The following is a 21,765-nucleotide window of genomic DNA, read 5'->3' as shown; positions in this document are numbered from 1 at the left end:
GGGGAGGGAACCTGGAGTTCCTCGGGCGTACGGACGACCAGGTCAAGGTGCGCGGGTTCCGGGTGGAACTCGGCGAGATCGAGGCGGTCCTCGCCGAACAGCCGGAGGTCGCCCGGGCCGCCGTCGTGGTGCGCACCGAGGAGGAGCCCCGGCTGGTCGCGTATGCCGTTCCCACGGCGGGGCAGGCCGTCCAACCGGACGCGCTGCGGGCCCGGCTGCGGGAGCGGCTGCCGGAGTACATGGTGCCGTCGGCGTTCGTGGTGCTGGACGCGTTGCCACTGACCCCGAACGGCAAGCTCGACCGGCGCGCCCTCCCGGAGCCCGAGCGGCAGCCCGCCGCACCGGGCCGCGCTCCGCGCACCGCGGTCGAGCACCTGCTGACCGGGCTGTTCGCCGAAGTGCTCGGGGTGTCCGAGCCCCGGCTGGACGACAGCTTCTTCGACCTCGGCGGGCACTCCCTGTCGGCCACCCGGCTGGTCGCCCGGGCGCGGTCGGTGCTGGGCGTGGAGCTGAGGCTGCGCGACCTGTTCGACGCGCCGACGGTGGCGGAACTGGCGGCGGCGGTGGACGTCGCGGGCCGGGCGCGCCCGGGACTGGGGCGGCACGAGCGGCCCGAGGCCGTCCCGCTGTCCTTCGCGCAGCGCCGGCTGTGGTTCCTGCACCGCATGGAGGGTCCGAGCGCCACCTACAACATCCCGCTGACCCTGCGGCTGTCCGGCCACCTGGACCAGCGGGCCCTGGACGCCGCCCTGGCGGACCTGGTCGGGCGACACGAGAGCCTGCGCACCGTCTTCCCCGTGGCCGACGGCGTCCCGTACCAGCGGGTGCTCGGCCTCGACGAGGCACGGCCGCGGCTGCGGGTGACCGAGGTCGGCGAGCGCGACCTGCCGGACCGGCTGGCCGAGGCGGCCCGGTACGGCTTCGAGCTCTCCGAGGAGTCGCCGCTGCGTGCCGAACTGTTCCGGCTCGGCGACGAGGAGCACGTGCTGCTGCTCGTGGTGCACCACATCGCCGGTGACGGCTGGTCGACGGGGCCGCTCCTGCGGGACCTGACGACCGCCTACGCGGCCCGCGCCGAGGGCGCGAAGCCGGAGTGGTCGCCACTGCCCGTCCAGTACGCCGACTACGCCCTCTGGCAGCGGGAACTGCTCGGCGACGGCGCTGACCCGGACAGCCTGCTGAGCGGCCAACTCGCGTACTGGCGGGAGCAGCTGGCGGACCTCCCCGAGCAGGTCGAGCTGCCCTTCGACCGGCCCCGCCCGGCGGTGATGTCCTACCGGGGCGCCCACCTCGCGATGCGGATCGACGCCGAGCTGCACGAGGGCCTGCGCGCGCTCGCCCGGGACGGCGGCGCGAGCCTCTTCATGGTGCTCCAGGCCGGTCTGGCCGCCCTGCTGGGCAAGCTCGGCGCCGGCACCGACGTCCCGATCGGCACGCCGGTCGCGGGACGCACCGACGAGGCCCTGGACGACCTGGTCGGCTTCTTCGTCAACACCCTCGTGCTGCGCACCGACCTGTCCGGAGACCCGTCGTTCACCGAACTCCTGGGCCGGGTGCGCTCCGACGCGCTGGCCGCGTACGCGCACCAGGACGTGCCGTTCGAGCACCTGGTGGAGGCGCTGAACCCGACCCGGACGCTGGCGCACCACCCCCTGTTCCAGACCATGCTCGCCCTGCAGAACGCGCCGCTCGGCACGTTCGACCTGCCGGGACTGCGGGTGACGACCGACCTGGTCCACACCGGGACGGCCAAGTGCGACCTGACCTTCATCCTGGCCGAACAGCCCGGAGAGGAAGGGCTGTCGGGCGTCGTCGAGTACAGCACCGACCTGTTCGACGAGGCCACGGTGGCGGGGATCGTCGACCGGTGGCTGCGGCTGCTGCGCGCCGTGGTCGCCGACCCCACCCGGCGGATCGGCCGGGTGGACGTGCTCTCCGCGGAGGAGCTCCGCGCGCTGCTCCCGGCTCGTACCGACCGGGAGGAGGAGACGCCGGGGAGCAGCCTGACCGCGCTCTTCGAGCGGCGGGTTCGGACGAACCCGGCCGCCGCCGCCCTCACCGACGGTGAAGTGTCCCTTTCCTACGGCGAGTTGAACACCCGCGCCAACCGGCTCGCGCATGCCCTGATCGACCGGGGCGTGGGACCGGAGCAGCTGGTGGCGCTGGCCCTGCCGCGTTCGGCGGACCTGGTCGTGGCGGTGCTCGCGGTGCTCAAGGCCGGTGCCGCGTACGTGCCGGTCGACCCGGCGTATCCGGCCGCCCGGATCGCGTACCTGCTCCAGGACGCCCGGCCGTCGCTGCTGCTGACGACGAGCCGGACCGGCGAGCTGCCGGGTGCGGAGCAGGTCGACAGGTTGCCGCTGGACGCGCTCGACCTGGACGGACTGCCGGACACGGATCCGGAGGTCCTCGTCGATCCCGGCCACCCCGCCTACGTCATCCACACCTCCGGCTCCACCGGCAACCCCAAGGGTGTGGTGGTTCCGCACCGCAACGTGGTGCGGCTGTTCGGCACCACCGAGGAGCTGTTCGGCTTCTCCGAGGACGATGTCTGGACCCTCTTCCACTCCTACGCCTTCGACTTCTCGGTGTGGGAGCTGTGGGGCGCGCTGCTGCACGGCGGCCGCCTCGTGGTCGTGGACCACGAGACCAGCCGCTCGCCCGGCGCGTTCCTGGACCTGCTCGTCCGCGAGCGGGTGACGGTGCTCAACCAGACGCCGTCCGCCTTCTACCAGCTGATGCAGGCGGACGCCGAGCACCCGCGTGAACTCGCCCTGCGGACCGTCGTGTTCGGCGGCGAGGCGCTGGAGCACGCCCGGCTGGCGAGCTGGTACGAGCGGCACCCGGAGGACGCGCCCCGGCTGGTCAACATGTACGGCATCACCGAGACCACGGTGCACGTCACCTACGCGGCGCTCGGCCGCGCCGACACCGCCGCCGGCCGGATCGGCGCGGGCCTCCCGGACCTGCGGACGTACGTGCTCGACGACGGCCTGCGGCCGGTGGCCCCGGGCGTGCCCGGTGAGCTGTACGTCGCCGGCCCCGGGCTGGCGCGCGGCTACCTGAACCGGCCCGGCCTCACCGCCGGACGGTTCGTCGCCGACCCGTTCGGACCGCCGGGATCGCGGATGTACCGCAGCGGCGACGTGGTGCGGCGCGAGGCATGGGGGTCCCCCCGGCCGGTGGGGGCACCTTCCAGCCGCCAGGCTGGGGGCGCTGGGGGAGGCACCCTGCGCTACGTCGGCCGGGCCGACCAGCAGGTGAAGGTGCGCGGCTTCCGGATCGAGCTCGGCGAGATCGAGGCGGCGCTCGCCGCACACCCCGGCGTCGCCCAGGTCGCCGTCCTGGCCCGCCGGGACCGGGCCGACGACACCCGGCTGGTCGCCTATCTGGTGCCGGCCGCCGGAGCCGCGCCGCGCCCGGCCGACCTGCGTGGGCACCTGCGCGAGCGGCTGCCGGAGCACATGGTGCCGTCGGCGTTCGTCGTGCTGGAGGCGCTGCCGCTGACCGCCAACGGCAAGCTCGACCACCGGGCCCTGCCCGCCCCCGACCTCGCCCCGGCGGCTGCCACCCGAGCGCCGCGCACCCCGCAGGAGCAGGTCCTCTGCGAGCTGTTCGCCGAGGTCCTGGGCGTGGCGTCGGCAGGCGTCGAGGACGGCTTCTTCGACCTGGGCGGGCACTCCCTGCTCGCCACCCGCCTGGCCGCCCGGATCCGTGCGACGCTCGGCGTGGAGATGCCCCTGCGCACCCTGTTCGAGGCGCCGACCCCGGCCGCCCTGGCCGCCGCCCTGGTGGCGGCCGGACCGGCGCAGGCCGCCCTGGTGCGGCGCGAGCGCCCCGAGGTGATTCCGCTGTCGTTCGCGCAAAGGCGGCTGTGGTTCCTGCACCAGCTGGAGGGCGCCAGCGCGAACTACCACATCTCCCTGGTCTGGCGGCTGTCCGGGGATCTGGACCGGCGGGCCCTGGAAGCCGCGGTGGCGGACGTGGTGGCCCGACACGAGAGCCTGCGCACCGTCTTCCCGGCGGTGGACGGCGTGCCGTACCAGCGGGTGCTGGACGTCGTGGCCGGCCGCCCTCGGCTGGACGTGAGCCGGACCACCGAGGCCGAGCTGTCGTCCGTCGTGGCGGAGGCGAAGGACCGTCGGTTCGACCTCGCGGTCGACGTGCCGCTGCGGGTCGAGCTGTTCGAGCTGGCACCGGACGAGCACGTGTTCCAGATGGTGCTCCACCACATCGCGGGTGACGGCTGGTCGTTGGGCCCGCTCACACAGGACCTGACCGCCGCCTACGCGGCGCGCCGCCGCGGCGAGGAACCGCGGTGGGAGGAGCTGCCGGTCCAGTACGCCGACTACACCCTGTGGCAGCACGAACTGCTCGGCGACTCCACCGACCGGGAGAGCCTGCTCGCCGGTCAGGCGGCCTACTGGACCCGGCAGCTGGCCGGTCTGCCGGAGCAGATCCAGCTGCCCACCGACCGGACCCGCCCGGCGGTCGCCTCCCACCGGGGCGGTTCCGTGCGTGCCGGGCTGGACGCCGAGCTGCACCGCGGTCTGCGCGAGCTCGCCCGTGAGCACGGGACCAGTCTGTTCATGGTGCTCCAGGCAGGGCTGGCCGCGCTGCTGAGCAAGCTCGGCGCGGGCGACGACATCCCGGTCGGCAGCCCGGTCGCGGGCCGGACCGACCAGGCGCAGGACGCGCTGGTCGGCTACTTCGTCAACACCCTGGTGTTCCGTACCGACACCTCCGGCGACCCGACCTTCGCCGAGCTGTTGGGCCGGGTCCGGGACACCGCGCTGACCGGGTACGCCCACCAGGACCTGCCGTTCGAGTACCTGGTCGAGGTCCTGAACCCGTCCCGGTCGCTGTCGCACCACCCGCTGTTCCAGGTCATGCTGGTGCTCCAGAACGCACCCCGGGCCGACTTCGCGCCGCCCGGGCTGCGCGTCGAGGACGTGCCGTCGACGTCGACCACCGCCAAGCTCGACCTGATCTTCACCCTGTCGGAGCGGCACGCGCAGGACGGTTCCCCGGAGGGGATCGACGGGTCCGTCGAGTACACCAGTGACCTCTACGACCCGGCCACCGTCGAGACGATGATCGGCCGGTGGGAGCGGCTGCTCCGCGCCGCGGTCGCCGACCCGCGGCGGCGGCTCAGCCGGCTCGGCCTGCTCGGCGCCGAAGAGCGCGCCGAGCTGACGGCGCTGGGCACCGGTCCGGCGGCCCAGGCCTTCACCGCGAGCCTTCCGGAGCTGTTCCGGGAGCAGGTGCGGGCGACTCCGGACCGCGTCGCGCTGGTGGGGCCGGATTCGTCGCTGACGTACGCGGAGCTGGACGCGCGGGCGAACCGGCTGGCGCACACCCTGATCGCCCGGGGCGCGGGGCCGGAGCGGCTGGTGGCGGTGGCCCTGCCGCGCTCGGCGGAGCTGGTGGTGGCGATCCTCGCGGTGCTGAAGACCGGCGCGGCGTACGTCCCGGTCGACCCGGAGTACCCGTCCGCGCGGATCGAGTACATGCTCGACGACGCCCTGCCCGTCCTGGCGGTGACCGACGCCCGCACCCGGAGCCGGCTGCCGGACGGTCCGGCCGGGTGGCTGGTGGTCGACGACCCGGAGACGGCCGAGCTGGTCGCGGGCCGCCCGGCGACGGACCCCGCGGTGGCCATCGATCCGGGCCACCCGGTCTACGTCATCTACACCTCCGGTTCGACCGGCAAGCCCAAGGGTGTGGTGGCGACGCACGGCGGCCTGGTCAACCTGTTCGCCGGCCAGCGTCCGCTGGTCTTCGGGATCAAGGAGCGGATGCGGATCGGGCTGACCACGTCCGTGTCGTTCGACGCCTCCTGCGACCAGCTGTTCGCCCTGTTCGCCGGCCACGAGCTGCACGTCCTGGACGAGGCGACCTGGACCGACCCGGACGCCTACCTCGAGTACGCCGCGCGCGCCGGACTGGACACGGTCGGCGGAACCCCGTCCTACCTGCAAGTCCTCGTCGATCACGGCCTGTTGGACCACCCTCGGTGGCGTCCTTCGATGGTCGGGCTGGGCGGTGAGGCCGTACCGGAGCAGCTGTGGGCGCGGCTGCGGGCGGCCGATGAGGTGCTCTCCCTCAACTACTACGGGCCGGCCGAGTGCACGGTGGACTCGGTCGTCGCCCCGGTGGAGTCGAGCGCGCGTCCGGTGATCGGCCGGCCGCTCGGGGGCGTCCGACTGCACGTGCTCGACGCCGCGTTGCAGCCGGTGCCCGCCGGTGTGCCGGGTGAGCTGTACCTCGCCGGTGCGGGCCTCGCGCGCGGATATCTGAACCGGCCGGGTCTGACCGCCGGGCGGTTCGTCGCGGATCCGTTCGGTCCGAGCGGATCCGGGCCCCTCGCCCCCGGCCTGGCGGCCGGGAGGTGCCCCCAGCCCGATGGCGGGCGAGGAGGGCGGATGTACCGCACCGGTGACCTGGTGCGCTGGAACCCGGAAGGGAACCTGGAGTTCCTCGGCCGCACCGACGACCAGGTCAAGGTCCGCGGCTTCCGGATCGAACTCGGCGAGATCGAGGCCGCGCTGGCGGAACACCCGCTGGTCGCGCGCGCCGCCGTGATCGTCCGGCAGGACCGGGCGCGGGCCTCCCGCCTGGTCGCCTACCTGGTGGCCGCCACCGGGGCGGAGCCTCGGCCGGAGGACCTGCGGGCGCACCTGCGCGACCGGCTGCCGGACTACATGGTGCCCGCCGTGTTCGTCTCCCTCGACGCCCTGCCGTTGAACGCCAGCGGCAAGGTGGACCGGCGCGCCCTGCCCGAGCCCGAGTCCACCGCGACGCGGGCCGGCCGGGCACCGCACACTCCTCAGGAGCAGGTGCTGGCCGGACTGTTCGCGGAGGTGCTGGGCCTGCCCGGCGTCGGCGTCGACGACGACTTCTTCGACCTCGGCGGGCACTCCCTGCTGGCCACCCGGCTGGTGGCCCGGGTCCGTGCGACGCTGGGCGTGGAGCTGCCGTTGCAGACCCTGTTCCGCAGCCCGACCGTGGCCGGGCTGGCCGCCGGCCTCGGCGGGGCGGACCGGGCCCGGCTCGCCCTGGAGCGGGCGGAGCGGCCCGTGGGGGAACCCCCGGCCGAAGGCCGGGGGATGGTGCCGCTGTCGTCCGCACAGCGAAGGCTGTGGTTCCTGCGCCAGTTGGAGGGCGCCGACTCCGTCTACAACATGCCGCTCGCGTGGCGGCTCTCGGGGCGGCTGGACCTGGCGGCCCTGGAGGCGGCGCTGGGCGACCTCGTCGCCCGGCACGAAACCCTGCGCACGGTCTTCCCGTCGGTGGACGGCGTGCCCCACCAGCAGGTGCTGGCCGCCGAAGAGGCGCACCCGAGCCTGTCGGTCACCCCGACCGACGAGCCGGCCCTGCCGGAACTGCTGACGGCGGCCGCGGCCCGCGGATTCGACCTCGCCAGCGAACCGCCGCTGCGCGCCGAGGTGTTCGAGCTCTCGGCGGACGAGCACGTGCTGCTCCTGGTGATGCACCACATCGCCGGCGACGGCTGGTCGCTGGGCCCGCTGGCCGCCGACCTGGCCACCGCGTACGCGGCACGCCGCCGGGGCGAGGAGCCGCGGTGGGCGCCGCTGCCCGTGCAGTACGCGGACTACACCCTGTGGCAGGACCGGCTGCTCGGCGACGCGACCGACCCGGACAGCCTGTTCTCCCGTCAGGCGGACTACTGGAAGCGGACGCTGGCGGGCCTGCCGGAGCAGATCCGGCTCCCCGCCGACCGGCATCGCCCCGCGGTCCCCTCCCACTCCGGCGGCCACCTCGCGATCGAACTGGACGCCGAACTGCACGCCGGGCTGGTCCGGCTGGGCCGGGAGCACGGCGCCAGCGTGTACATGGTGCTGCAGGCCGCCCTGGCATCGCTGCTGGACAAGCTCGGCGCGGGCACGGACATCCCGATCGGCGGTCTGATCGCCGGCCGGACCGACCAGGCGCTGGACGACCTCGTCGGGTTCTTCGTCAACACCCTGGTGCTCCGCACGGACACCAGCGGCGACCCGTCCTTCGCCGAGCTGCTGGTCCGGGTCCGGGAGGCCGCGCTCGGCGCGTACGCGCACCAGGACCTGCCCTTCGAGCACGTCGTCGAGGCCCTCAACCCGTCCCGGTCGCTCGCCCGCCAGCCGCTGTTCCAGGTGCTGCTCGCGCTGCAGAACGTGCCCCGCACCGAGTTCGCGCTGGACGGTCTGGGCGCCGAGATCCTCCTGGTGCGCACGCCCACCGCGATGTTCGACCTCGGCTTCCACCTGCTGGAGCGCGGCGGCACCGGCGGGCCGGCCGAGGGCATCGTCGGGCGGGTCGAGTACGGCACCGACCTGTTCGACCGCGCCACGGTGGAGGCACTGGTCGCCCGCTGGCTGCGGCTGCTGGCGGCGGTGGTCGCCGAGCCGGACCGGCCGCTGAGCCGGATCGACGTCCTCACCGCCGAGGAGCGGCAGGAGCTGCTGGTCGCCCGCAACGACACCGCCCGTCCCACTCCTGACACCGGCCTGGCCGCCCGGTTCGCGGCACAGGTCCGGGCGACCCCGGAGGCCGAGGCGGTGCTGTTCGAGGACACCGCGCTGACCTACCGCGAGCTGAACCGCCGGGCCAACCGCCTGGCCCACGCGCTGATCGCGCGCGGCGTGGGCCCGGAGCAGGTCGTCGCCCTGCGGCTGCCGCGCTCGGCCGAGCTGGTGGTCGCCGTCCTCGCGGTGCTCAAGACGGGCGCGGCCTATCTGCCGGTCGACCCGGACTACCCGGCCGCCCGCATCGCGTACATGCTGGAGGACGCCCGGCCCGCCGTGGTGCTCGACGACCTCGCGGACGTGACACCCGCCGGGGACCACCCGGAGACCGACCCCGTCGTCCCCGTGGACGCACGGCACCCGGCCTACGTCATCTACACCTCCGGTTCCACCGGCAGGCCCAAGGCCGTGGTGATGCCCGCCGCCGGACTGCTGAACCTGCTGGCGTGGCACCACGGGACCGTCGGCGGCGAACCCGGCACGCGCACCGCGCAGTTCACCGCGATCAGCTTCGACGTCTCGGTGCAGGAGGTGCTCTCCGCGCTGCTGTACGGCAAGACCCTGGTGGTGCCGACCGAGGAACAGCGGCGCAGCGCCGAACTGTTCGCCCACTGGCTGGACCGGCACGAGGTGGGGGAGCTGTTCGCGCCCAACCTGGTGGTCGAGGCGCTGGCCGAGGCCGCCGAGGAGGCCGGGCTGGAGCTGCCGGTCCTGCGGCTGGTCGCCCAGGCCGGTGAGGCGATGCGGCTGGGCGGTGCCCTGCGCCGCTTCCGGGCCCGTCGGCCGGGCCGGGTGCTGCACAACCACTACGGTCCCGCCGAAACCCATGTGATCACCGCCTACCCGCTGCCGGCCGACCCCGCCGACTGCCCGTCGCCGGTGCCGATCGGCCGTCCGATCGCCAACTGCCAGGTGTACGTGCTGGATTCGGCGCTGCGACCGGTCACCCCCGGCGTGCTGGGTGAGCTGTACCTCGCCGGGGCGGGACTGGCCCGGGGCTACCTGAACCGGCCCGGGCTCACCGCCGGGCGCTTCGTCGCCAACCCGTACGGCCCGGCCGGCGCTCGTATGTACCGCACCGGCGACCTGGTCCGCTGGCGCGCCGACGGCGAGCTGGAGTTCGCCGGCCGGGTCGACCACCAGGTGAAGGTGCGCGGGTTCCGGGTCGAGCCGGGCGAGATCGAGGCCGAGCTGACCGCGCACCCGGGCGTCGCCCAGGTCGCGGTGCTCGCCCGGGAGGACCGGATCGTCGCGTACGTCGTCCCCGCGACCGGGAGCGGGGCGACCGCGGCGGCGCTGGCGGCGTACCTGCGCGGCCGGGTGCCGGAGTACCTGGTGCCGTCGGCGTTCGTGCTGCTGGAGGCGTTGCCGTTGACGCCGAACGGGAAGCTGGACCGGGCGGCGCTGCCCGCGCCCGAGTCCGTGACCACGGCGGCGGGCCGGGCGCCGCGCACGCCGCAGGAGCAGATCCTGTGCGAGCTGTTCGCCGAGGTGCTGGGCCTCGCCCGGGTCGGGGTCGACGAGGACTTCTTCGCGCTGGGCGGTCACTCCCTGCTCGCCACCCGACTGGTCTCGCGGGTCCGTGCGACCCTCGGGGTCGAGCTGGAGCTGCGCAGCCTGTTCCGGACCCCGACACCCGCAGGGCTGGCGGCCGGGCTGCACGACGCCGGCACCGCGCGGCAGGCCCTGGTTCCCCGGCCCCGACGCGAACCGATGCCGCTGTCGTTCGCCCAGCGCCGGCTCTGGTTCCTCCAGCAGTTCGGGGCACCGAGCGCCACCTACCACATGCCGCTGGCCCTGCGGCTGTCCGGAGACCTCGACCGGGCCGCGCTGAGCGCCGCGATCGCGGACGTGGTGGCCCGGCACGAGACCCTGCGCACGGTCTTCCCGCACACCGCCGGAATTCCCTTCCAGCGGGTGCTGGACAGCGCCGAGGTCGCCGTCCCGCTGACCGTACGCGCGGCCGGCGAGGCCGAGGTGCCCGCGCTGCTGCGCGAGGCGGCGGTGCGCGGCTTCGACCTGACCTCGGAAGTGCCGCTGCGGGCCGAGCTGTTCGCGGTCGGGCCGGACGAGCACGTGCTGCTGCTGGTGATGCACCACATCGTCGGGGACGGCTGGTCTATGGGCCCGCTGGCCCGTGACCTGGCCACCGCCTACACCGCCCGGCAGGGCGGCGGGGCGCCGGCCTGGCCGCCGCTGCCGGTGACGTACGGCGACTACACCCTGTGGCAGCACGAGATCCTGGGAGACGAGCACGACGCCGACAGCGTGTTCGGTCGCCAGGTCGCCTACTGGACGCAGGCGCTGGCCGGGCTGCCCGAGCAGCTGCAGCTGCCTGCCGACCGGCCACGCCCGGCCACCATGTCGTACGGCGGCGACCTGCTGGAAGTCCGGATCGGCGCCGAACTGCACGCTGCGCTGGCGGATTTGGCGCGACGCTCGGGTGCGACCCTGTTCATGGTGCTGCAGGCGGCGCTGGCGGCGTTGTACACGCGGCTGGGCGCGGGCACGGACATCGCGATCGGGAGTCCGATCGCGGGCCGTACCGACGAGGCGCTGGACGAGCTGGTCGGCTTCTTCATCAACACGCTGGTGCTGCGCACCGACACCAGCGGTGATCCGAGCTTCGCGGAGCTGCTGGGGCGGGTGCGGGAGACGGCGCTGTCCGCGTACGCCCACCAGGACGTGCCGTTCGAGCACCTGGTGGAGGCGCTGAACCCGTCCCGCTCGCTGTCCCACCACCCGCTGTACCAGACCGGGTTGGTGGTGCAGAACGCGCCGGGCGGTGACTTCGAGCTGCCGGGCCTGCGGGTCTCCGGGGTGAGCGTGCTCACCGGGACGGCTCGGCTCGACCTGACCTTCGGGTTCGCGGAGGAGCACGGGCCCGACGGCGCGCCGGCCGGGCTCAGCGGTGCGGTCGAGTACAGCACCGACCTGTTCGACCGCTCGACGGTCGAGGCTCTGGTCGCCCGGTGGACCAGGCTGCTGGCCGCGGTGGCCGCCGCGCCCGACCGGCCGATCGGCGGGATCGACCTGCTGTCCGCCGAGGAGCGGCGCGAGCTGCTGCCCGCCGTCGAGGGCGGGGCGGCCGGGGTGAGCCTGCCGGAACTGTTCGCGGCGCGGGTGGCGGTGGCGCCGGACGCGGTTGCGTTGGTGGGTGGCGGGGCCGAGTTGACGTACCGCGAGTTGAACGCTCGGGCGAACCGGTTCGCGCATGCGTTGATCGCGTGGGGTGTGGGTCCTGAGCAGGTGGTGGCGGTGGCGTTGCCGCGTTCGGTGGAGTCGGTGGTGGCGGTCCTCGGTGTGCTGAAGGCCGGGGCTGCGTACCTGCCGGTGGATCCGTCGTACCCGCGGGCGCGGATCACGTTCATGCTCGACGACGCCCGGCCCTCGGTGGTGGTCGACGACCCGGCGACGGTGAGTGACGGCGACTGGCCGGACACGGACCCCGTGGTCGCGCTCGACATCCGGCACCCGGCCTACGTCATCTACACCTCGGGCTCGACCGGCCGCCCCAAGGGCGTCGTGGTCAGCCACTCCGGCGTGTCGGGCCTGGTGACGGCGCAGGTCGAGCGGCTCGGCGTGGCAGCGGGCAGCCGGGTGCTCCAGTTCGCCTCTCCCAGCTTCGACGCGTCCTTCTGGGACGTTTGCAGCGCCCTGCTCAGCGGTGCCGCCCTCGTCCTGGCCCCGGCGGACGCCCCGCTGGAGGCCCTGACGGACCACCGGCTCGGCGTCACCCACGTGACCCTGCCGCCCTCGGCCCTGGCGGCAGTGGACAGCGCCGACGTCACGGCCACCACCCTGGTGGTGGCGGGTGAGGCCTGCCCGCCGGAGCTGGTGGACCGCTGGGCGCCCGGGCGGCGGATGATCAACGCGTACGGCCCGACCGAGACCACGGTGTGCGCGACCATGAGCGACCCGCTGTCCTCCGGGTCCGGCGTGCCGCCGATCGGCCGTGCGGTCGCGGGCTTCCGGGTGTACGTGCTGGACGAGCGGCTGCGCATCGTGCCGCCGGGCGTGGCAGGAGAGCTGTACGTCGCGGGCCCGGGGCTGGCGCGCGGGTATCTGAACCGGCCGGACCTGACGGCCGGACGGTTCGTCGCCTGCCCGTTCGGCCCGGCCGGGAGCCGCATGTACCGCACCGGCGACCTGGTGCGCTGGACCGCGGATGGGAATCTGGAGTACATCGGCCGCGCCGACGACCAGGTGAAGGTCCGCGGCTTCCGGATCGAACTCGGCGAGACCGAGGCGGCCCTGGCCGGGCACCCCGCCGTCGCGCAGTCGGCGGTCCTGGCCCAGGACGACCGCCTCGTCGGCTACGTCACGGCTCGTCCGGACGCGACCGTCCGTCCGGCGGAGCTGGCGGCGTACCTGCGCGAGCGACTGCCGGACTACCTGGTGCCGTCGGCGTTCGTCCTGCTGGAGGCGTTGCCGTTGACGCCGAACGGGAAGCTGGACCGGGCTGCGCTGCCCGCGCCCGAGTCCGTGACCACGGCGGCGGGCCGGGCGCCGCGCACGCCGCAGGAGCAGATCCTGTGCGAGCTGTTCGCCGAGGTGCTGGGCCGGCCACGGGTCGGGGTCGACGACGACTTCTTCGACCTCGGCGGGCACTCGCTGCTCGCCACCCGGCTGGCCGCCAGGGTGCGCTCGGTGCTCGGCGTGGAGCTCGGGCTGCGCGCGCTCTTCCAGTCGCCCACGGTGGCGGGCCTGGCCGGGTCACTGGCGGAGACCGGCAGCGCCCGCCCGGCGCTGACCGCGCGGGAGCGGCCGGAGGCCGTGCCGCTGTCCTTCGCCCAGCGCCGGCTCTGGTTCCTGCACCGCATGGACGGCGCGGCCGCGACCTACCACATCCCGCTGGCACTCCAGCTGACCGGAACGCTCGACCGGCCGGCGCTGGACGAGGCGCTGGCAGACGTGGTGGCCCGGCACGAGAGCCTGCGGACGGTGTTCCCGGAGGTGGGCGGCGTCCCGTGCCAGCGGGTCCTGGACCCGGCCGAGGCCCGGCCCCGGGCCCGGCTGACCGAGGTCTCGCAGACTGAACTGCACGACCGGCTCGCCGAGTTCGCCCGGCGGCCCTTCGACCTGGCGGCGGAGCCGCCGCTGCGGGCGGAGCTGTTCGCCGTCGCCCCGGACGAGCACGTGCTGCTGCTGGTGATGCACCACATCGCCGGCGACGGCTGGTCGACCGGCCCGCTGGCCCGCGATCTCGCCGAGGCGTACGCGGCCCGGAGCGCGGGCCGCACGCCGAGTTGGTCGAACCTGCCGGTGCAGTACGCCGACTACACGCTCTGGCAGCGCGACCTGCTCGGCGACGCCACCGACCCGCAGAGCCGGTTCGCCGAGCAGCTCGACTACTGGAAGCGGCAGCTGTCCGACCTGCCGGAACTGCTCCGGCTGCCCGCCGACCGGCCGAGGCCGGCCGTCGCCGGCTGGCACGGGGACCACGTCGGCCTGGAACTGAGCCCCGAACTGCACGCCGCCCTGACCGAGCTGGCCCGGAACACCGGCACCAGCCTGTTCATGGTGCTGCAGGCGGCGTTGGCGGCGTTGTACACGCGGCTGGGCGCGGGCACGGACATTCCGATCGGGAGTCCGATCGCGGGTCGTACCGACGAGGCGCTGGACGAGCTGGTCGGTTTCTTCGTGAACACGCTGGTGCTGCGCACCGACACGAGTGGTGATCCGAGCTTCGCGGAGCTGCTGGGGAGGGTGCGGGAGACGGCGCTGTCGGCGTACGCGCACCAGGACGTGCCGTTCGAGCACCTGGTGGAGGTGCTGAACCCGTCCCGGTCGTTGTCCCACCACCCGCTGTTCCAGACCGTCCTGGCCGTGCAGAACGCCCCGATGGGCCGGTTCTCGCTGCCCGGCCTGGAGGTCGCCACCTACGCGGTGGCCACCGGAACCGCCAAGTTCGACCTCGGGGTGAGCCTCGTCGAGCGGTTCGGCCCGGACGGGAGCCCGGCCGGGATCGTCGGCGCGGCGGAGTACGCCACCGACCTGTTCGACCGCTCGACGGTCGAGGCCCTCGTGCGGCGCTGGACGCTCCTGCTGGAGGCGGTCACCGCCGACCCGGACCGGTCGATCGGTCGGATCGACCTCCTCGACGGCGACGAGCGGCACCGGCTGTTGGAGCGGGGCAACGAGACCGCCCGCGAGGTGGGCGCCGTACCGGTGCCGCAGGCCTTCGCGGCGCGGGTGGCGGTGGCGCCGGACGCGGTCGCGTTGGTGGGTGGCGATGTCGCCTTGACGTACCGGGAGTTGAACGCTCGGGCGAACCGGTTCGCGCATGCGTTGGTCGCGCGGGGTGTGGGTCCTGAGCAGGTGGTGGCGGTGGCGTTGCCGCGTTCGGTGGAGTCGGTGGTGGCGGTCCTCGGTGTGCTGAAGGCCGGGGCGGCGTACCTGCCGGTGGATCCGTCGTACCCGCGGGCGCGGATCGCGTTCATGCTCGACGACGCCCGGCCCTCGGTGGTGGTCGACGACCCGGCGATGGTGGGTGACGGCGACTGGCCGGACACGGACCCCGTGGTCGCGCTCGACATCCGGCATCCGGCCTACGTGATCTACACCTCGGGTTCGACCGGCCGCCCCAAGGGCGTGGTGGTCGCCCACGGCGGGGTCGCCAGCCTGGTCGCCGCCCAGATCGAGCGGTTCGCGATCGAACCCGACAGCCGGGTCCTCCAGTTCGCCTCGCCCAGCTTCGACGCCTCGGTGTCGGAGATCTACACCGCCCTGCTGCGCGGCGCGGCCCTGGTGCTGCCCCCGGCGGCGGACCCGGTCGCCGCGCTGACCGACCCGGGCCTCGCGGTCACCCACGTGACCGTGCCGCCGTCCGTCCTCGCCGCCGTGCCGGAAGGCCCGGTGACCGTGTCGACACTGGTGGTGGCGGGTGAGGCCTGCCCGCCGGAGCTGGTGGACCGCTGGGCACCCGGGCGGCGGATGATCAACGCGTACGGCCCGACCGAGACCACGGTCTGCGCGACCATGAGCGATCCGCTGTCCCCGGGGGAGGGCGTACCGCCGATCGGCCGGCCGATCGCCAACGCCCGGGTGTACGTGCTGGACGACCGGCTGCGGCCGGTGCCGCCGGGCGTGCCCGGTGAGCTGTACGTCGCGGGCGCGGGTCTGGCCCGCGGCTACCTGAACCGGCCGGGCCTGACGGCCGGACGGTTCGTCGCCTGCCCGTTCGGCTCGCCCGGGAACCGCATGTACCGCACCGGCGACCTGGTGCGCTGGACCGCGGATGGGAACCTGGAGTACATCGGCCGCGCCGACGACCAGGTGAAGGTCCGCGGCTTCCGAGTCGAGCCCGGCGAGGTCGAGACGGCGTTGGCCGAGCACCCCGCCGTCTCCCGGGCCGCCGTCCTCGCCCAGGACGACCGCCTCGTCGGCTACGTCGTCCCACGTCAGGACGAGGCCCGGGACAGCGGCCTGGAAGCGGACCACGTGGGGGAGTGGCAGGACATCTACGACGCCCTGCCCATCACCCCCGAGGAAACCGCCTTCGGCCAGAACTTCGTCGGCTGGAACAGCAGTTACGACACGAGCCCGATCCCCGTCGAGCAGATGCGGGAGTGGCGGGACGCGACCGTCTCCCGCGTCCTGGCCCTGCGCCCCCGCCGGGTGCTGGAGGTCGGTGTCGGCACCGGTCTGCTGCTCTCGCAGATCGCGCCGCACTGCGAGGCGTACTGGGCGACCGACTTCTCCGCCACCGCGATCGACGCGCTGAGCGCCCAGGTGGCGCGGGAGGAGCGGCTGGCCGGGCGCGTGGTGCTGCAGACCCGCCCGGCTCACGACACCGACGGACTGCCGGTCGGGGAGTTCGACACCATCGTGATCAACTCGGTGGTGCAGTACTTCCCGTCCGCCGAGTACCTCGCCGACGTGATCCGGAAGCTGATGGGGCTTCTCGCCCCCGGCGGGGCGCTGTTCGTCGGCGACGTCCGCAACCTGCGGCTGCTGCGCCCGCTGGCCACCGCCGTCCAGCTCCACCGGACCGGCGACGGCGTGGACCTCGCCGCGGTGCGCCGGGCCGTCGAGCAGGCCCTCCGGGTGGAGAAGGAGCTCCTCGTCGACCCGGATTTCTTCACGGCCCTGCGGGGGCACGGCACGGACATCGGCGCGATGGCCGTCGAGGTCAAGCGCGGCCGCCACCACAACGAGCTGACCCGCTACCGCTACGACGTGACGCTGCACAAGCCGCCGGTCACCCCGACGGCCCCGGACCGGGCCGTCGAACTGGCCTGGGAACGGCAGGTCGCCGGGCCGGGCGAACTGCGCGAGCTGCTCGCCCAGCCGCCCGCCGAGGTGCTGCGGATCACCGGGGTCCCGAACCGCCGCGTGGCGCGGGAGGCCGCACTGGCCCGGGCGGTGCAGAACGGCGACGGCTCGCTCGCCGAGCTGCTGGACCGGCTGCACGCCCCGGAGAACGGCGAACTCCCCGACCCGGAGGACTTCCACGCCCTCGGGTCGGAGTTCGGCCGCTCGGTGGCCGTCACCTGGTCGGCCACCGCGGCGGACGCCGTGGACGTCGTCTTCACCGACCCGAAGGCGCTCCACGGCTCCCCGGTCGAGGCGTACCGGCCGGCCCGGGCCACGGCTGCGTCGCTGTCCTCGCTGACCAACCGCCCGACCGGCGGCCGGGGCACCGGTGCCCTCCTCGGTGAACTCCGTGACTGGCTGCGCGGCCGGCTGCCCGACTACCTGGTCCCGTCGGCGATCGTGGCGCTGGAGGCGCTGCCCCTGACGGCCAACGGCAAGCTCGACCGCCGTGCGCTGCCCGCACCGGACCTCGGCCCGGTCGCGGCCGGGCGGGCGCCGCGCACCCCGCAGGAGCAGCTCCTCGCCGAGCTGTTCGCCGAGGTGCTGGGCCTGGCGCAGGTCGGGGTCGACGACAGCTTCTTCGACCTCGGGGGGCACTCCCTTCTGGCGACCAGGCTGGCCTCCCGGGTCCGGGCGACCCTGGGCGCGGAGCTGGAGGTCCGGACGCTGTTCGAGACCCCGACCGTGGCCGGGCTGGCGGCCCGTCTGGACGGCTCCGGAGCGGCACGGCCCGCGCTGACCGCCCGGGCCCGCCCCGTGGGGGCACCCCCCGGCCGTCAAGGCGGGGGGAGGGTACCGCTGTCCTTCGCCCAGCGCCGCCTGTGGTTCCTGCACCGGATGGACGGGCCGAGCGCCACCTACAACATGCCGCTCGCGCTCAGCCTGACCGGCGAACTGGACCGCCCGGCCCTGCACGCCGCGCTCGCGGACGTGGTGGCCCGGCACGAGAGCCTGCGGACGGTCTTCCGCGAGACGGACGGCGTGCCGTACCAGGTCGTGCTGAACGGCGCGCAGGCGCACCCCGCACTGCCGGTGGTCGAGCTCGACGAGAGCCGGCTGGCGGAGCGCCTGGCGGAGGCGGCCCGGTGCGGCTTCGACCTGGCCGCGGAGCCGCCGGTCCGGGCGGAGCTGTACGCCCTCGCCCCCGACCGGCACGTGCTGCTGGTCGTGGTGCACCACATCGCCGCCGACGGCTGGTCGATGGGCCCGCTCTCGGGTGACCTCGCCGCGGCCTACGCGGCCCGCTGCCGGGGCGAGGCCCCGCAGTGGTCCCCGCTGCCGGTGCAGTACGCCGACTACACGCTCTGGCAGCGCGACCTGCTCGGCGACGCCGCCGACCCGGACAGCCTGTTCGCCCGGCAACTGGCCTACTGGAAGGAGGAGCTGGCCGGCATCCCGCAGCAGTTGCAGCTGCCCGCCGACCGGCCCCGGCCACCGGTGGCCTCCCAGCGGGGCGACCGGGTCGTGGTCCGACTGGACGCCGAACTGCACCAGGCCCTGCGGGACCTGGCGGCCGCGCGCGGCGCCAGCATGTTCATGGTGCTCCAGACCGGACTCGCGGCCCTGCTGACCCGGCTCGGAGCCGGTACGGACATCCCGGTCGGCAGTCCGATCGCCGGCCGTACCGACCAGGCGCTGGACGATCTCGTCGGCTTCTTCGTCAACACCCTGGTACTGCGCACCGACACCAGTGGGGACCCCGGCTTCGCCGAACTGCTCGGCCGGGTCCGGCAGAAGGCGCTCACCGCGTACGACCACCAGGACGTGCCGTTCGAGTACCTGGTCGAGGTGGTCAACCCGGCGCGGTCGCTGGCCCACCACCCGCTGTTCCAGATCATGCTGGCCCTGCAGAACGCACCGGTCGGCGAGTTCGCGCTGCCGGGGCTGGAGACCGGCCACGTGGAGGCGTCGACCGGGACCGCTCGGGTCGACCTGACCTTCAGCCTGGCCGAGCAGTTCCGCCCGGACGGTGACCCCGACGGCCTGGTCGGCGCCGTGGAGTACGCTACCGACCTGTTCGACGCGCCCACCGTGGAGCTGCTGTTCGAGCGCTGGGCCCGTCTGCTGCGCGCGGCGGTCGCCGACCCGGACCGGCCGATCGGCCGGATCGACATCATGCCCGCCGAGGAACGCCGCCGCCTGCTCGCCGGGTCCAACGGTGCCGCGGCCGAGCTGCCCGAGGCCGCCGTGCCGGAGCTGTTCGCCCGCCAGGTGCGGGCCACCCCGGAGGCGGTCGCGGTCGTGGCCGGCGGTGTCGAGCTGACCTACGCGGAGCTCGACCGGCGGGCCGGCCGCCTGGCGCGGGCGCTGATCCGCCAGGGCGTACGGCCGGAGACGCCCGTCGCGGTCATGATGGACCGCTCGGCGGAGCTGGTCGTGGCGATCCTGGCGATCATCAAGGCCGGCGGCGCCTACGTGCCGCTGGACTCGCGCTTCCCCTCCTCCCGGATCGACCTGATCCTGCGGGAGAGCGGGGCCGCCCTGGTGCTCACCCAGGAGGTGCTCACCGCACTGGAGCACTCCGAGGCCGCCGATCCCTCCGACGTCGAAGTCTCCTGCGTGCCCGGGCAGTCGGCGTACATCATGTACACCTCCGGCTCGACCGGCCGGCCGAAGGGCGTGGCCGTCACCCACCGCGACGTGGTGGGCCTCGCACTCACCCCCGAGTGGCGGGGCGGCGGACACGAGCGGGTGCTGATGCACTCCCCGACGGCCTTCGACCTCTCCACCTACGAGCTGTGGGTGCCGCTGCTCAACGGCGGCCGGGTCGTGGTCGCACCGCCGGAGCAACTCGACCTCGACCTGCTCCAGCACACGATCACCTCGAACGGGGTGACCGGACTGTGGCTCACGGCCGGACTGTTCCGCCTGGTCGCCGAGGAGCGCCCGGGCCTGCTCGGCGGGGTGCGCGAGGTGTGGACCGGCGGCGACGTGGTCTCCCCGGCCGCCGTCGCCCGGGTGCTGGAGGCCTGCCCCGGCATCGAGGTGGTCAACGGCTACGGGCCCACCGAGGCCACCACCCTGGCCACCTGGCACCCGGTGCGCGCCCTCCCCGAGAACGCCGCGACCGTGCCGATCGGTCGGCCGATGGCGAACATGCGCGCCTACGTGCTCGACGACAGGCTGCGCCCGATGCCGACCGGCATGGTCGGCGAGCTGTACCTCGCGGGGACGGGAGTGGCCCGCGGCTACCTCGGGCGAGTCGGCCTGACGGCGGAGCGCTTCACGGCCGACCCGTACGGGCCGCCCGGGAGCCGGATGTACCGCACCGGCGACCTCGCGTCGTGGCGGGCCGAAGGCACGCTGGACTTCGCCGGACGCGCCGACCACCAGGTCAAGCTGCGCGGCCTGCGGATCGAGCCCGGTGAGATCGAGGCCGTCCTCGCGGGCTGCCCGGGCGTCGCCCAGGCGGCCGTGGTCGCCCGCGAGGACCGGCCGGGCGACAAGCGGCTGGTCGCCTACCTGGTGCCCACCCCGGAGGGGGCGCCCGAGGCGGGCGAGCTGTCCGGCCGGCTGCGCCGCGACCTGCCCGACTACATGGTGCCGGCGGCGTTCGTCACCGTGGACGCGCTGCCGCTGACCGCCAACGGCAAGCTCGACCGTGCCGCTCTGCCCGCCCCCGAGTACGGGACCTCGGACGCCGGACGCGGCCCCCGGACTCCGCAGGAGCAGCTGCTGTGCGGCCTCTTCGCCGAGGTCCTCGGCCGGGAGCAGGTGAGCATCGACGACGACTTCTTCGACCTGGGCGGGCACTCGCTGCTGGCCGCCCGCCTGGCCTCCCGGGTCCGCGAGACCCTCGGCCTGGAGCTGGGTCTGCGGATGCTGTTCGAGGCACCGACCGTGGCCGGTCTCACCGAGCGCCTGCTCATGGACGACCCCGACGACGCGTTGGACGTGGTGCTGCCGCTGCGTTCGACCGGGACCGGGACACCGCTGTTCTGCATCCACCCCGGCGGCGGCATCAGCTGGTCGTACAGCGGACTGCTGAACCACCTCGGCCCGCAGCACCCGGTCTACGCCATCCAGGCGCGCGGCCTCGGCCGGCCCGAACCCCTGCCGGCGTCCTACGAGGAGATGGCCGCCGACTACGCCGACCAGATCCAGAAGATCCAGTCGGAGGGCCCGTACCTGCTCCTCGGCTGGTCCGCCGGCGGGCTGATCGCCCACGCGATCGCCTGCGAGCTGCAGTCGCGCGGCGAACGGACCGCGCTGCTGGCGATCCTCGACGCCTACCCGGTGAAGGACGTGCGGTTCGAGGTGGCTCCGGTGCCCACCGTGCGGGACGTGCTCGTCGGCGTGCTCGACGTCGACCCGGACGAGCTGGGCGACCGGGAGATCACCTACGCCGAGGTCGCCGAGGTGCTGAACCGGCGGGGCAGCGCGCTGGCCGGCCTGAACGAGCGACAGGTCGAGGTGATCGTCGACATCATGATCAACAACGCGAAGCTGGCGGTCGACTTCGTCCCCGGCGGCTTCGACGGAGACCTGCTGCTCTTCAACTCCACGATCGACCGGGCCGAGGACAACGCCGGGCCCGAGACCTGGCGCCCGTACGTCACCGGCCGGATCGAATCGCACGAGATCACCACCCGGCACGACCGGATGACCCAAGCCGGCTCACTGGCCCAGATCGGACCGATCCTGGCCGCCAGGATCACCGAGGCCACCGGCGACACCACCCATTCCCACCAGGAGGACTGATGTCCACGACCAACCCCTTCGACGACCAGGACGGCACCTTCCTCGTGCTCGTCAACGACGAGAACCAGCACTCGCTCTGGCCGCAGTTCGCGGACGTCCCGGCCGGCTGGACGGTCGCCCACGGCCCCGACACCCACGCCGCCTGCCTGGAGTACGTCGAGCAGTCCTGGACCGACATGCGGCCCAGGAGCCTCGCCGACGCCATGGACGCCCAGCGGTA

At 74.2% G+C, this 21,765-nt stretch carries 2 protein-coding genes; both read left to right on the top strand.

Annotated features, from left to right (window positions below):
- Positions 1–21,545 (top strand): non-ribosomal peptide synthase/polyketide synthase (locus tag J0670_RS06510; protein WP_207810421.1); only part of this gene is annotated, 21,545 nt, incomplete at its 5' end.
- Positions 21,545–21,765 (top strand): MbtH family protein (locus J0670_RS06505; protein WP_207810420.1); only part of this gene is annotated, 221 nt, incomplete at its 3' end. The genes J0670_RS06510 and J0670_RS06505, both read left to right, overlap by 1 nt.

The organism is Streptomyces sp. FH025, assembly GCF_017427025.1.
In the GTDB taxonomy this organism is placed as follows: Bacteria; Actinomycetota; Actinomycetes; order Streptomycetales; family Streptomycetaceae; genus Kitasatospora.
This window is presented reverse-complemented; position numbering and strand designations above follow the sequence as displayed.